We start from the raw sequence: 14,146 nt of genomic DNA, 5'->3' as shown, positions 1-14,146 counted from the left end.
ATAATAACCTCGAGGACAAGAGTTTAGGCTTTCAGATTGATCGCTGCGTTTGAATTCGCAAACTTCGAGAGTCCCACACCGGCGACATTGGACATTCCCAAGAACAGATTGGCCAAAGGCTTGCCTGTATTATAAGGCTTGTCAGCGATAAGGCCGTAGTCCAATACGCGGTTTGTAACCACACCCATGTTCTGACCACCGGCCAGCATGATAGGACAGTTACTGCCATCATGCAGTTGCGAATCACTCGCTGAGCATCCATAAAGCGACAGGATGTTCTTAATCATCGGCTGATCCAGCTCCATAGTCTCGCTGAGTTTTTTCAGATAGTAAGCAAACATTGAATAATAGAAAGTATTAATCTTTCTCAGTTTGTCTTTTTTCGTGCTATCGTCCGCATAGTGAGACACCTCATGCTGGTCATCCGGCACTCCCCCTACACCCGAGCGAGCACCACCATTTCCGCGAGTGAACATGAAGTTTGCAACCGGAATCAAATTACACTGAAATGAAATCGTAATCATATCAATCATTGTGCGGATGTAGTTTTCAAATTGGCCGCTATCACCAGGATTATAATTTGTCGGCGCAGTCACCGTTGGGCAGGCCGGACCTGTTGTCACAATGGCGTTGACCTTTTTTTCCACATCACGCACGCCCGTAAGGTATTGATCCAAACGAACTTGATCCGCACTGCCGAGGCGAGTTCTCATTACAGAGATTTGCGACAGAGCCGCATCAAGAATACTTTTCTTTTGGTTTTGCAGCTTTACGAGATCCGGATTCGTCGTGCTTGGCGGAGTCGAAGAAAACATCTCTTTAAAAACAGAATTGACTGTCATAAAAGGGGCCACATACTGAGTCCCAGACTTCCACGACATTAAAGTATGATAAGCCATGTTGACATCCCCTTGACCGATACCGCTAAGGGCATCACCAGCACCAATCACAAGGGCGGATGTCTTCGTGCTATATTTGTTTTGCAAATACATGCCGATGACCTGGTCGATGGAAGAATTATAGACTCGAAGCTCGTTTAAGCTTGCCAGTTTAGAGCATGTTAAAAAGGTTGCTGCTTCGGTCTCATGCGGAGTTCCCAAACCACCAATAGGGCCACCCGTTTGGTCCCAACTCGAATTTTCGCGGTTTGAAAGACCATTCACCGAAATTAAATGCTGCCGGTAGGGCGCTAAGGGCGCTAAAATTCCCGTCAATTTATCCATCGACGTCGGCGAGCCCTCAAAGTTAACGACGCCGTTTGCAAAATACATAAATGAAAAGCGCGGCATCATTGTCGAAGCGGCCTGTGCCATAGCTTTGTCTGTTAAGAACATTGCCTCTAACAGCGGTAGAGCAATAATTGTCTTAGCTGATCCGGCTAAAAATGCTCTTCGATTCATTGGCTTCATAGGCTTACTCCCCCGCCTGCATAGTAAACACCATGCTTTTAACCATATTTTCAAAAAGTTGACCAAAAGTTAAATCTGTTGGAATTTTCCCTGCCGCAATTGTTTTTACGGAGCACGCGTCTTCAAACTTCGACACACGTCCGACAATCACTGGCATCACCTTCTTCGTTACGCACTCATTGAAATTCTTGTCCTTGGATAAGTAAGCATTCAAATCTTTGGCATCCAAGAAGCTCACACCGCTGACAAGTTTCGCTGAGGTATCAATCGTTCTTCCCGTCGAATAAATCGTACGGCTTCGACCGAGCGGATCGAAGGATTCAAGCACTAATCCCGGAGGATCGATGTAATTGTGGCAAGCAGCACAGCTTGCAATCGTACGATGGGCATCCATCTGTTCGCGAGGAGTTGCATCCGCTGGCAAATTCGTCGGAAGCTTCGTATCAACTCCTGCTGGAGGGGCCCCGAAAGTCGTACACAAAAGCTTTTCGTTCACCCAAAGACCGCGGCGAACAATCGAAGTCTTTTCTCCACTTGATGTTAAAGCCAAGATTCCAGGTTGCCCTAACACGCCTTGATGCTTAGTATTCACGATATTCGTTAATGTCATCGGCGTATTTGCTGGAACACTTAAGCCGTAAAGCGTAGCAAGATTCGAATCCACAAAGGAATAATCAGCAATCACAAGGTCACTCAGCGGTCGATTTTGCTGAATCAGATATTTAATGAACTGAACGCTCTCGCCATACATGGATTGCTTCATCGGCGTATTGAAGTTCGGAAAGGTCGTCGAATTCAGTGAATGTTGCCAGATACTTCCATAACCAAACCACTGCTCAGCCAAAGATCTCGCTAATGCCTCAATGCGCGGACTTTGTATCATTCTTTGCAATTCCGCCGTTAACACTTCAGGCTTACTGAGATCACCTGATTGCGCCTTTGCGAAAAGTTGCGCATCCGGCATGGTTTCCCATGCAAAATATGAAAGACGATTGGCAAGCTCGTAAGAGTTCAAGGCAAGATAGTTACCTGAACCCGCAGGAGGATTCGTCAACTCACGATATAAAAACTGCGGAGAAAACAAAATCGAAGCGATCACGACTTTCATCTTCTCTTGTGCGGTGCCACTGAAGTTATTGTACTGAGTGATAAAGCGCGACTTTTCGTCCGCACGCAGAGGACGGCGATAAGCACGCACCAAGAAGTCTGAAATGATTTTATCAACACATGTTGCGGAGTTCGCATAAGCGCAGCTGATGACAACCGCCGGGGCTTGCGTAACAACTTGGTCTGCTAAACCAAAAAGAAAATCCATCTGCATTTCAACGAACTGTGAACTCATCAATTGGGTCTCTGGCAATGAAACATAGCCGCCCATTTGATCATCGCGAGCAAAAGTGGATGGAAGAACTATGTTACTAATACCTAAGAGGTCGCGCAGAGTGTTTTCCATCTGACGGCTTGTCAGGCGCTGGAGCCCCACACGGCCCGGTACGGACGTTGTGGTGCAAAGCTTTTGATCTACTGGAGGCAGCGGCGGATTCACGCCCGCCGAGCCAAGAGAATTCGTTCCCTCAACATCGGGAATAATAAAACCGCCAAAGCGGCCACAGTTTGTGAAAAGAAAAATCAAAGCGGAAGCACTCACCAAGAGAACTACAAGAGATCTCTTTGCCTTGGATTGACGCAAAAACTGATACATTCCCCACCCATCCTAAGAGTCCGCTTGAGTTCTTCGAGAAACGTACAGAGAGTAACGGACTTTTATTTATGATAGGATGTCGGCGTTTTATTTTCTATTCTTTAGGAGAGACAACAGTGTTTTTACGAGAGTGTGAATTAAGAGCATTCTGGCAATCTCACTTTGAACTTTGCCTCGCATACAGACAACGGTGCTTGAGGGCACTGGTGCCGACAGGCACCAGGATTCCGAGAGGAAAAATGTTATTTGCAGTTGCGGCCGTAATTCAAAAGCTGACGAATTTCTGGTTGTGTCAGAACCATCTGCGGAATCACGCATTCAGGATGTTGGCCCTTCTGCAAAGACTCAAGCGTCGCTGCATATTCCGTGCGGCCCATGTCCCAAATATCAGCGAATTCTTTTTTGTACGCAGGCAGAACTTGTTGAGCTGCTGCGTTTCTCAATACAACAACATTTTCAATGTGACCGTTCTCACTGCTGTCAGACCAGTTGAAAGAACCTGTCTCCAAAGTCTGACCGTCGACGATCATGAACTTGTTGTGCATTTGGTATGTCAGATAATTACCCACGTTCAAGTTGTAGAACTTAATTCTCAACTGAATGTTGGGATTATTGAGCAAGTACTTCGCACGTGGCATCAGCTGAGAAAAATCATCTTGGCTGATGATGATCTGCGCTTTCACGCCCCTTTGAGCAGCTGCAAGCAACTCTTCCATCACTGACTGAATACGCACACGAGTTGTTGCAATTTGCAAAGTGCTCTTCGCGCCTTTAATCAAAGCAACGATTTGCTCTGTGATATTGCTTGGCTCTGCCGAGGTCGGATCGATTGTTTTTGGCGAATTGAAATAGATGTCGATATCCGGCTGATCTTTGTACGCTGGAACAGGAACGTCCGGATAATTCTTTGCAACGCCGAATTCTTTTGAAGCATTCCACAGGCGGTTGAACTCAAATTGATAGCGAGAAGTCACTTCAGGCTCTTGGGTGAAGAACAAAATATTTTCGTTATAGTTTTTGTAAGAAGACAAAGACCAGTTCGCACTGCCCGTGATGACACGGTCTAAAGCTCCACCGGCGTCGATGACAGCAAACTTGTGATGAACCTTGACGGCCTTACCTAAGTAACGAACGTCGATGCCGAGGGCTTCAACAGCTTGGCGCTTTTTATCATTTTCCTCTGGAGTTGCATAAAGTTCCAAGACCATGCGGATGCGAAGGTCCCCGGACTGAATGCGCTTTTGAACTTCTGGAGATTTCAAAGTTTGAATAATCGGAGACTGATCCGTGATATCCATGTTGTACATCGCGATGTCGACAGTGGATTTTGCATCAGAGATGCAACCGGCAATCGCCTCCAAAGTGGGGTCATGCGGGTGGAAAAGAACCTGAATACGCGCTTCCGCTACGAGCGTCAGCATCAATGTCGCCATCAATACGAAGAACTTCATGGAACCTCCGAGATCCGGATGTTTTACACGTTCCGGCCGGATTCCTCCACTGTATGTTTTTCTATTTACTATGCTTCAAGCGAATAAAAGACCCGCGCCTATTGGTGGGAGGGCTCGGTGACCTTTATCATCTCTTTATCGTCGTTCATGACCCAAACCTCGGGTTCACCCCCGGGGCCGGTGCGGGAAACCGCCATAATTTCGAATCTATGCTCTGAGGCCCGGCAGCCGTTTCGGCATTGACCAGATAGATTTTTCAAAGAAAGCCCCTGAGCCCACTTGGAATACCCATAAGAAGCGTCGGGAACAGAGATCGCCTGGAGAAAATCCGAGTCCATGCGGCCTTCCGGGTCCTCCCCGTCGTTGACCTCGCCAACACTGGCCTCGGCAAAGCCGACCTTAATGTTCATCTCGCCTGGATCTGGCAACCAACCGATGGTCTTCAGGTCCGATGAATAACGGTTGTACTCGGCGTAAAAGGCCTTCTCGGCGGTATACAGCGAAGATAGCTGAACTTTAATTTCTGAGTAAACTTTCTGGCGCATCTCTTCACTCATCTCACCAGTCGCATCATTGGTTGCGGCTGCGGGCTGAGCCGCCGCTGCTTGGGAGGGGGCCGAAGACTTCGTGATCTCAATAGGCTTTTCTGTTGTTGAAACGGAGGCCTTCACTGCGGGCAAGGCCTGCAGCGGCTGAGTGCTCTGCGAAGCCGTCGTGGCTTCCACCGTCTTTTGCTGATGCTGAAAATAGAAAAAGCCTAAAAGGCCAACGACAATAGCGGCAAAAAGGTATTTCTGACTCGTGCTCATATCAAAATTGAAGCACCGAGGACTGATTTCGACAATCACTATTTATGCATGTGACGTTGCTGGCGTTCCGGCAATGAATTCGCGTTCTGAGTCTTTTGGTGCAACTGATAAGCCGTATCACCCAGACCATCACGCAAGAAGCTTGGAATATTGCGAGGCTTATCGCGCATATAATCGCTGAGGAGCAAATCACGCACGGCCACCTTGTCATGCAACTTCACTTCAGTGAGGTAGGTCCAGAGCGCTTCTAACAAAGTTTGGAGCGCAATGCTGTGGGTTTCGGCAAAACGCTGGCTCATAAAATCACTGAGTGCGTAGAATTCCCAGAAAAAGGATTTATCTTCGCGGGTCTGCGATTGAGCACGCAACCACTCGGTCGTGTTTACGAAGTTTCCGCTGTTGGCGATCAAGTCCCAGAATTTAGCAAAGCGATTCATCTGCTGCATTTCAGAGTAAGAAATGTCTTTATTTCTGAGAATTTGAAACGGTGGATGCTCTTGATAAGTCATCTCAAACTCGCGGTCGTGGCGAACGATCGGAGTGCCCTTAAGGCGCTTCAAGATGCCGACTTGAATTTCGTGCGGGCCACAAGACGCGAGCTCATCAAAGCCCACACCGAAGCTCTTCACGGTTTCACCCGGAAGGCCCACGATAAGATCGGCGTGCGTGTGCACTCCGCTTTCAAGCGACAAGAATTTGAAATTCTCGCGGACTTTGGTGTAGTCATTGCGGCGGCTGACATTTTTTGCAACTTCTGGATTCCACGTTTGAATACCGACTTCGAATTGCAGCGAACCAGCTGGAAACTTTTTAATGAGCTCTTTGAGTTCCGGTGGCAAACGATCCGGCACCATTTCAAAGTGCAGGAACAAACCCAAGTCAATGCGATCTAAGAAGAACTGCAAAATGCGGCTGCTCGTTTGAATGCTCAGATTGAAAGTACGATCGACGAACTTAAACTGTCTCGTTCCGCGCTGAATGAGACTATCGATATCCGACAGGAATTGCTCGAGATCAAAACTGCGCACGAGCTTATCGAGCGACGATAAACAGTACTCGCACTTGTAAGGGCAACCGCGCGATACTTCGACATAGATGATACGGTTTTTGATATCTTCATCGGTATAGAAACTATACGGCGATTGAATCTTTGTGATGTCTGGCAAAACGCCGCCGTAGAATTTCTGCTCGGGCTTTTCGTTTTGAATCAAAACTTTTTCGCAGAACTCGCGGAAAAGGAAATCTGCTTCGCCCTTAATAACGTAATCCGCCGTCTGGCAGATCGCTTGCTTTTCAGTTTCGTAGGAAACCTCAGGCCCGCCCAAAACCACTGTCACGTGAGGTGCGACTTTCTTGAGGACGGAAACGACTTGAAAGATCTCTGTCGTATTCCAGATATACACACCGAAACCCACAATTTTGGGATCAAAGCTCAGGATTTTTTCAACCACATTGCGGGGGCTGGCGTGGATGGTCCACTCCAGGATTTGCGCGCGGGGCTGCAATTCCCCAAGATTCGCGTACAAATAACGAAGCCCGAAAGCGCAGTGCTGGTACGTCGAATTGAGGGTCACTAACAGGATGTCTTTTTGGGGATTGGCAGGCATGGGGAGCGTTAAACCAATTTATTGCCGGGAAATCAAGCAAATGGCTTTTAAAGCCCTGGGAACAGCCTAAACAACGGTAAAAAAATCACTTACCCAGCGCGAAAAAGGCAGACAATGGAACCGGCTCTCATAGAATGGGAGCCGTCAATTCCGGAGGTCCTATGCGCCAATATCATGATCTATTAAAACACGTCCTTGCCCACGGCAATCAGAAGTCAGACCGCACAGGCACTGGCACGATCAGCGTGTTTGGCTATCAGATGCGTTTTAATCTCGAAGAGGGCTTCCCGCTTTTGACAACCAAGAAGCTTTACACTCGCGCGATCTTTCACGAGCTCTTGTGGTTCCTAAAGGGCGATACCAACATCAAGTATCTTCAAGATAACAAAGTCACGATTTGGGATGAGTGGGCGGATGAAGAGGGCAACCTCGGCCCCGTTTACGGTAAGCAATGGCGCTCATGGGAAACTTCCGATGGCCGCAAGATTGACCAAATCACCAACGTGGTTGAGCAAATTAAGAAAAATCCGGACTCCCGCCGCCTGTTGGTCGTGGCATTCAACCCGTCGGACGTCGACAAGATGGCTTTGCCTCCATGCCATGCCTTCTTCCAATTCTACGTCGCTAACGGCAAGCTTTCTTGCCAGCTCTATCAACGAAGCGCTGACATCTTCTTGGGCGTGCCATTCAATATCGCAAGCTACGCACTCCTTGTGCATATGATCGCGCAAGTTTGTGGTTTGAAAGCCGGCGAGTTCATTCACACACTGGGCGATGCGCACATCTACAACAACCACTTAGAACAAGTGAAAACGCAGTTGCAACGCGAGTGCCGTCCGCTACCAAAATTAGTTTTAAATCCTGACGTCAAAGATCTCTTCGATTTCAAATTCGAAGATATCCAAATCGTAGGCTACGATCCACATCCAGCAATCAAAGGCGAGGTGGCCGTATGATGTTAACTCACGTCACAGCAATGTCCCAAAACCGCGTGATTGGCGCTGCCAACACTTTGCCATGGAGTTTGCCAGAAGATTTGAAATTCTTCCGCGATACTACCAAGGGTCACATCATGATCATGGGCCGCAAGACCTTTGATTCGATCGGTGCCAAGCCTTTGCCTCAGCGCTACCACATCGTGATCACTCGTCAGGATTTGGTTTCAACGAATCCACTCGTGAAATACGTAAAGACGCTTGAAGAAGCGGTCGAAGCCGCAAAACCTTTGACAGCTCAATGGGGCGACGAAGTTTTCATCGTCGGCGGCGGCGAAATCTACAAGCAATCAATGAACATCACCGACAGAATTTACCTGACGGTGATTTACAAAGATTTCGAAGGCGACACTCATTACCCTGAGATCCCCGCGAATTTTGAACTGGTCGCAAAATCAGATCGCACGGAGCCGGTACCATTCTCTTTCCTGACTTACGAAAAGAAAAAGTAATTCACTAGTTACACGTTCCATCTAGCATCCCCCTTTTTGGGGAACGATAAAACCTAAAAGCGGTGAAACTCCTTATTTTCACCGTTGCTTCAATTTTCATTTCAAGATTGAATGCGCCACTCTCATTTCGAATTTAATAGGTTTAGATAAAAATAAGGAGATCTTATGAAAAAAATTTTATTCTTTGCGATCACCCTGCTGACTTTGAATTCATTCGCATTTACTTCAATCACATTGCAGAAAGATATCGAACTACTCCCTGCGAAGTTTCCAGTTAAAGGCGCAGAAAAAGATCTCGTCTATAAGGCAAGTAATGGAGTCTTCAACACTGATTGCGCGTTTCAAGTGACAGACAAAAACAATCCTTCACCATCACGTATTGTCTCTGCGGGAACTCGCTTTGAAGTCACCTCGGTCTACAGAAATAATTGCGGTCAAGATTGGGGAAAGCAATGCAAACTCGGAGTTTCAGCAGAAAGCTCTGACGGCAATCTCGCTGTAGATCTGCACTGCTCTCACACAGGTGTCTTCGCCAGCAAGTTCAGCCCTGAAAAAGTGAACCGCTACCTTCATAAAACTATTCATGTCGAGTAATGAAGAAAAAGCCCAAGCGAAAAACTTGGGCTTTCAAGTTTCGCTACTGTGAAATCTTACCGGTGGAGCAAGCTAACAAGTTTGACACTTTCTTCGATCTTCTAATTTCGACATTCTCAGAATGAGAATAACCATCACGGTCCGTTAAAGAGCTTAGTTTCCGCAAAGTTATCGCCGATAATAGGAAGGTAGACTCAAGCAAAGGGACCGACCGATGATGAATAGCAATATTTTTACTGAGAGATATATGACCCAAGAGCGCGCCTATCTTGAGATCTTCGGCCGCATGGGCACCCTGATTGCTGAAATGAAAAATCTCTCACTCACCGGCGCCTTCCTTGAAATCATTCAAGGCGATTACATTCCACAAAAAGGTGACATCATCCGTGTCACGATCCCACTCGAAACTCTTGGTCGCACGCACAGCGTGAATGCGGAAGTTGTCTGGGGAAAAAGTCTCGGACTTGGCATTTGCTTCCTCAATCGCCAAGAGACGATGACAAAGATGCTGTCCCGAAACCGCTCCCAGTAAAGCCAATCCTAGACCTTCGTCGTGTTGCCTCCTTTCTCAGCTATGCTAGCCTTTGGGCTACATTCTAAGGAGGAGAACCATGAAGGCTCTCAAGTACATCACGGCAATCGGACTTGCCGCTCTGACTCTCACTCTGTTCACTCAAAAAGCTCACACCTCGGATACAAATCTCTATTGGATGAAAATTCGTGCGAAGGATCAATTCCAGCGCAGCGTAATTGCTAATACCGGCGTATCTATCGAGAGCGTGCGCGAAGACTTCGTTGCCGCCACCGGCACCCTCGAAGAAAAGAACGCCATCGAAAAACTCGGCTGGCTCGATGTGAGCTTCCCCCTCACAGACGCGATGGACTTCCCCGCGAAAGATGCTGCATATCACAACTACGCGGAACTGACTCAAAAGGTTCAAGAGCTCGCAGCGACCTACCCGAATCTCGTGAAACTTTCTTCGATTGGCAAATCGGTTGAAGGCCGTGAGATCTGGGTTCTGCGTATTTCTGGAAATCTGGCGCAAGCCGACAGCCTGCCGGCAGCGATCTACATGGGCGGTCACCATGCGCGTGAGCACTTGTCAGTCGAGCTTCCGCTTTACTACGCCGAATACTTCCTCAGCGAATACACGAAAGGCAATCCACGCATCGTGAATTTGCTGAACGGTCGTGACATTCACATCATCCCTGCCGTGAATCCGGATGGTTTGGAGTTCGACGTCGCTAGCGGCAACTACAAAATGTGGCGCAAGAATCGTAGCCGCAATAGTGACGGTACTTACGGTGTCGATCTGAATCGTAACTATGGTTATCAGTGGGGCACCGGTGGCTCGAGCGGCAATACAAACAGCGAAACTTACAAAGGGCCTCGCGCATTCAGCGAACCTGAAACAGTCGCAGTTAAGAATTACGTCGAAGCTCATCAGAACATCACGATTCTACTCACCTTCCACACGTTCTCAGAACTGATCCTTTATCCTTGGGGCTACAAATACGCAGGCATTGATATTTCCCGCGACCAGCAAGTTCACCAAAAGATGGCTGAGAAAATGGCGACGTGGAATAACTATAGCCCGCAGCAGTCATCGTCATTGTATCAAGCCAGCGGCGATACCACCGATTGGGCCTACGGTGAGCACAAAATCATTTCATTTACTTTTGAATTGGATCCAACCAATAACGGCTGGGGAGGAAGTGCCGGATTCTATCCAGGCGCGGGAGTCATTCCAGATGTTGAAAGAAAAAATCTGGAGCCGGTACTATACTTACTCGAATACGCAGACAACCCGTACCGCGTACTCGATGTCAGTATCGACCCTATCCACTAAGTGGTAGGGCCTTCGTCAACCGCGAAGAGTTGCGCGCTCACGTGGAAGACTTTTTTATCAGGACTTTGCTGGTCTTCTTTGCAAATCTTAGCCATGGTCTTATTGAGCATGAGCTTCGCACGCTGGAAGGCCTCATCACTCAAAGTCACAGTTACTAAGCCAAAGAATGTCTGTTCAGAGCCCCCAGTGAGGGCTCTTTTTTTATTCTCAACCAAGTAATTCAAATGAGCTTCATAGATCTCGTTGAATTGCTTTGGTGAGAAGTACATTTGCTCAGAGTGAGAAACGTAGTGACCGTTTTCGTGCTTCTGAATTGAATTTTGACGGAGCAAGAAATCAATACTGCGCTTCACGTCGTCGATTTGCATGTTCAGACGTTTCGCAATCACTTCTTCAGTGCATTCAGCACCAGGAATCGTGATCAGGTTGAAAACCGCGAGGTGATGCCAAACCGCTGCCACATCTTGTGGATCAAGATCGTAACCTTGATATTGGTATTCACCTGTAAATGGATTTTCCATTTCTTTCAGGCACTGAGTGAGCTCTTGATGCTCCTCCTCGGTGAAAACCTTGGATCTGAGAACGGCCGAAATTAGACGATTTCCGGCTTCATCCTTACCATTCAAAATTCGCGAAAGACGGCCAGGAGAAACATCTAAGTCACGGGCAAAAGATCGCAATGAATATTGCGGGTTCTTTTTTTGTCGTTCTGCGAAAGCCTTTTTGATTATGGAAGCTACTCTTTGTTTACTCATGGGCAACGTGTATATCGGGTTCGAAACACCACGAAAGTGTTTTCCGATTTCACGAAACAGTTATTGGCCCTTATCGACTGGAAAGACCTCTGCGAGGATATGGAAGACCCGCTTCTCCCCTGCTGTGGAGGCTTCCTTGGTAATTTTTGTCAGGGCGGCTATGAGGATTTTTTTCACTTTCTTCACACTTTCCTCCGTCAAAGCCGCTGTCATGTTGCCGTACAGGGTCTCGCCGCGGGCGATTTCCTGGCTTCTTGCGAAGGTATTTTTAAGGAAATCGACGTGGGAATAGTATAAATCCACCATCTGCTTTCGTGGCAGCATCACTTTATCAGTCGCTGAAACATAGTCTCCGTTGGCGGTTTGCTTAATAGCTTTATTCTTTAAAAGAAAGGCCAGGCACTCTTTAGTCTCAGTCTTGTTCAGCCCCATGCGCTCGCCGATCACATGCTCCGAGAAGCCTTTGCGGTGAGCATTCAAAAGGCTGAAGATCGCCATGCAACTCCAGATGATTTGGATTTCATCTTTGTCGAGGCTGAGTTCTTCATTATCACGGATGTGAGTAAATGGATTACGGGAGTTTTGAACACTCTTTTGGATCTCTTCGCGTTCTGCCGGTCCGAGAGTCTTTGTCTTTAAGATAGCATCGATAAACTTAGGGCCCGGTTCATCCTTTTCGTTCAAGATACGTGACAGGCGCCCCGGAGAGATCTCTAGATCCCTTGCAAATGAACGCAGCGAATACTTTGGGTTTCGCTGCTTTCGCTTATTAAAGATGCTCGTAAGTACGCCGACGATCTGATGCTTCATAACTATTGCTGCATATCCGTTTCGAAATTTTCCTTCGCCAAAGCAAACTGCTGGTTGAAATCCAGAACAGTATTGCCCTTGTAGGGTTCAAACATTCTCATAGAAAGGAATCCAGGGATCATCTTCGCACCCGTTCCCGCAGCTCCATGACAGCCTAAGCAGCTGGTCTTCGGGTTATCTGCAGGACCGTTCAAGCGACCGCCGGAGCCGTTGGCGTAAGCACCCGGGAAGATAATAGACTCGCCCTTATCCGGAGAATCAAATCCCGTTTGAACACCCATTGGACGCATTTTAAAGAGTTCCTTCGGAACATTTGGAATGCTCTTCAGTGGGTTTTCTTCACCGAGCACTGTGCGCAGCTCTTTGTCGAAGTCATAATTAGGATCGTAGTAGAAGCCCGCCATCACCCAGTTTTCTAAAGCCGGGCTCGTGCCTTTCAAAGAGTAATCTTTGACCGCGATATCCATTTGGATATGACGGACGTTTTGCAATTTACGCTCTGTCTCTCCAGGGCCGCTGACCGTCGCGCGCCAAGTGTAAGCACCTTTAACTTCGGGGAAGTCCGCCGTTGTGAAGAGCATCTTAATGATCACAGTTCCATCGCCGAACTTACCACCCATGAAGTTTGGATCACGCTTTGGATTTGTCGATGTACCAAAAACCTGTTCAATCGAATTACAGCCGGTGTTATTGAAGTACGCTACACCCCAATCAGAACCCGGAGTTGCGTTCTTATATGTCGGAATCAGCATCGACGGAATCAAGTCGCGCTCTTTTGTCATTCCATGAATCGCTTCGCGGCCATTAGGACCAACATGCATCCAAGGCATATGGCACCAGAAACGGTTCTTATTGTTTTGTGCAATGAAGTTGTAGTTCGCATTGCGCGGATTTTGATTCGCCATATTTTCATAGAAATATTTTTGAACCAACAAAGTGAATTTCAACGCCTGCTTTGGATCTTTCAAATCCAATCCTGCCCAAGGTTTCGCATCCGGACGCTGAGGAGCTTTGTCGTAGTCTGCGCGCAACTTGAAAAGCGGTAGATCTTCTGAGAATGGAGTATCATCGAAGATCTGGAAACCGTCGTCACGCTGATTGCCGGCAACAGTTCTCTTTTTTGTCGCTTTCATATCACTGACTTTTTTAGATGGTTTGCCGTCCGCCCAGTTTGAAATGATGCTGTCAGAGATTGTTGATTTACCGGATTCGCAATGAGCTAAGCGAAAGCTGACACGGCCTTTGGCATTATGATCAAAAGCGATACCGAGCATACGGCCGTCAGAACTTGCCTTCACTTCAGGAACCGCCGTACGCAAGTTGCGAATCTCGGCCGCCGTGTTTCCTGCCGGGAAGAACTCTTTTGCCACACTCGCTGCATCACCAAAGAAGCAAGACGCGTGGCGAAGGCCCTTCAACGAAGTTTCGCGAGTGTTTGAGTAGTAAATTTTAAGGAGATAGTCCTCACGGCCACCGGCACTGAATCCACCGTTCTGCCCGAGCCAGCGAGCGGCTGTGATCTCTTCGCGATTCGCTTTGCCGTCTTTTCCGTAAGTCACATAAACCAAGCGAGCGGCATCATCTTGAATCCCTGCAGGTGCGCGCACGGATTCCGTCGTCATTGGAGTTTTCTCAGTTTGCGTGCATGCTGTGAAGCCCGCAGCCAAAACCAAACCACTTCCGAGTGTTATTAAAAACTTTGCTTTCATATA

The 14,146-nt window shown here is 47.7% G+C and carries 13 protein-coding genes; 5 read left to right on the top strand and 8 right to left on the bottom strand.

Annotation, left to right across the window (positions count from 1 at the left end):
• Nucleotides 1-23: 23 nt before the first annotated feature.
• The 5 genes from JSU04_07295 to JSU04_07275 form a co-directional block, all read right to left on the bottom strand.
• Entirely contained in the window at nucleotides 24-1,409 is a 1,386-nt protein-coding gene (locus tag JSU04_07295) for a DUF1552 domain-containing protein (protein MBS1970096.1), read from the bottom strand.
• A gap of 4 nt (nucleotides 1,410-1,413) precedes the next feature.
• Entirely contained in the window at nucleotides 1,414-3,111 is a 1,698-nt protein-coding gene (locus JSU04_07290; GenBank protein MBS1970095.1) for a DUF1592 domain-containing protein, read from the bottom strand.
• A 242-nt stretch (nucleotides 3,112-3,353) separates the two neighbouring features.
• The gene (locus tag JSU04_07285; protein ID MBS1970094.1) at nucleotides 3,354-4,562 is read right to left on the bottom strand and encodes a DUF1669 domain-containing protein; all 1,209 of its coding nucleotides are present in this window, start codon (nucleotides 4,560-4,562) and stop codon (nucleotides 3,354-3,356) included.
• A 98-nt stretch (nucleotides 4,563-4,660) separates the two neighbouring features.
• Nucleotides 4,661-5,371: a hypothetical protein gene (locus JSU04_07280; GenBank protein ID MBS1970093.1), complete on the bottom strand. Its 711-nt coding sequence runs from the start codon at nucleotides 5,369-5,371 to the stop codon at nucleotides 4,661-4,663.
• Nucleotides 5,372-5,409: 38 nt separating this feature from the next.
• Nucleotides 5,410-6,978, bottom strand: coding sequence for a DUF4080 domain-containing protein (locus tag JSU04_07275; protein MBS1970092.1), 1,569 nt, complete (start codon nucleotides 6,976-6,978; stop codon nucleotides 5,410-5,412).
• A gap of 161 nt (nucleotides 6,979-7,139) precedes the next feature.
• Here JSU04_07275 and JSU04_07270 point away from each other — a divergent pair, with 161 nt between their 5' ends.
• The 5 genes from JSU04_07270 to JSU04_07250 all read left to right on the top strand — a co-directional run bounded on the left by JSU04_07270 (nucleotide 7,140) and on the right by JSU04_07250 (nucleotide 10,869).
• Nucleotides 7,140-7,934: a thymidylate synthase gene (locus JSU04_07270; GenBank protein ID MBS1970091.1), complete on the top strand. Its 795-nt coding sequence runs from the start codon at nucleotides 7,140-7,142 to the stop codon at nucleotides 7,932-7,934.
• Complete coding sequence (locus JSU04_07265; GenBank protein ID MBS1970090.1) at nucleotides 7,931-8,425, top strand: dihydrofolate reductase; 495 nt, start codon at nucleotides 7,931-7,933, stop codon at nucleotides 8,423-8,425. Before JSU04_07270 ends, JSU04_07265 begins: the two co-directional genes overlap by 4 nt.
• 165 nt (nucleotides 8,426-8,590) lie before the next feature.
• Nucleotides 8,591-9,019 (top strand): hypothetical protein, encoded by a 429-nt coding sequence (locus tag JSU04_07260; protein MBS1970089.1) that lies wholly within the window; start codon nucleotides 8,591-8,593, stop codon nucleotides 9,017-9,019.
• 214 nt (nucleotides 9,020-9,233) lie between these two features.
• Nucleotides 9,234-9,551, top strand: coding sequence for a PilZ domain-containing protein (locus JSU04_07255; GenBank protein MBS1970088.1), 318 nt, complete (start codon nucleotides 9,234-9,236; stop codon nucleotides 9,549-9,551).
• A 79-nt stretch (nucleotides 9,552-9,630) separates the two neighbouring features.
• Nucleotides 9,631-10,869, top strand: a complete 1,239-nt coding sequence (locus tag JSU04_07250) for a zinc carboxypeptidase (GenBank protein MBS1970087.1) — start codon at nucleotides 9,631-9,633, stop codon at nucleotides 10,867-10,869.
• On the opposite strand, the gene JSU04_07245 is transcribed toward JSU04_07250, so the two are convergent.
• The 3 genes from JSU04_07245 to JSU04_07235 all read right to left on the bottom strand — a co-directional run bounded on the left by JSU04_07245 (nucleotide 10,866) and on the right by JSU04_07235 (nucleotide 14,143).
• Nucleotides 10,866-11,549 carry a DUF4423 domain-containing protein gene (locus JSU04_07245; protein ID MBS1970086.1) on the bottom strand — a complete coding sequence of 228 codons (684 nt, stop codon included), beginning with the start codon at nucleotides 11,547-11,549 and terminating at the stop codon, nucleotides 10,866-10,868. The genes JSU04_07250 and JSU04_07245 overlap by 4 nt on opposite strands.
• A gap of 135 nt (nucleotides 11,550-11,684) precedes the next feature.
• Nucleotides 11,685-12,434: a DUF4423 domain-containing protein gene (locus JSU04_07240; GenBank protein ID MBS1970085.1), complete on the bottom strand. Its 750-nt coding sequence runs from the start codon at nucleotides 12,432-12,434 to the stop codon at nucleotides 11,685-11,687.
• Between the two features lie 2 nt (nucleotides 12,435-12,436).
• Nucleotides 12,437-14,143 carry a hypothetical protein gene (locus JSU04_07235; GenBank protein MBS1970084.1) on the bottom strand — a complete coding sequence of 569 codons (1,707 nt, stop codon included), beginning with the start codon at nucleotides 14,141-14,143 and terminating at the stop codon, nucleotides 12,437-12,439.
• Nucleotides 14,144-14,146 lie beyond the last annotated feature (3 nt).

This window comes from Bdellovibrionales bacterium, from assembly GCA_018266295.1.
Classification (GTDB): Bacteria; Bdellovibrionota; Bdellovibrionia; order Bdellovibrionales; family Bdellovibrionaceae; genus JACMRP01.
This window is presented reverse-complemented; position numbering and strand designations above follow the sequence as displayed.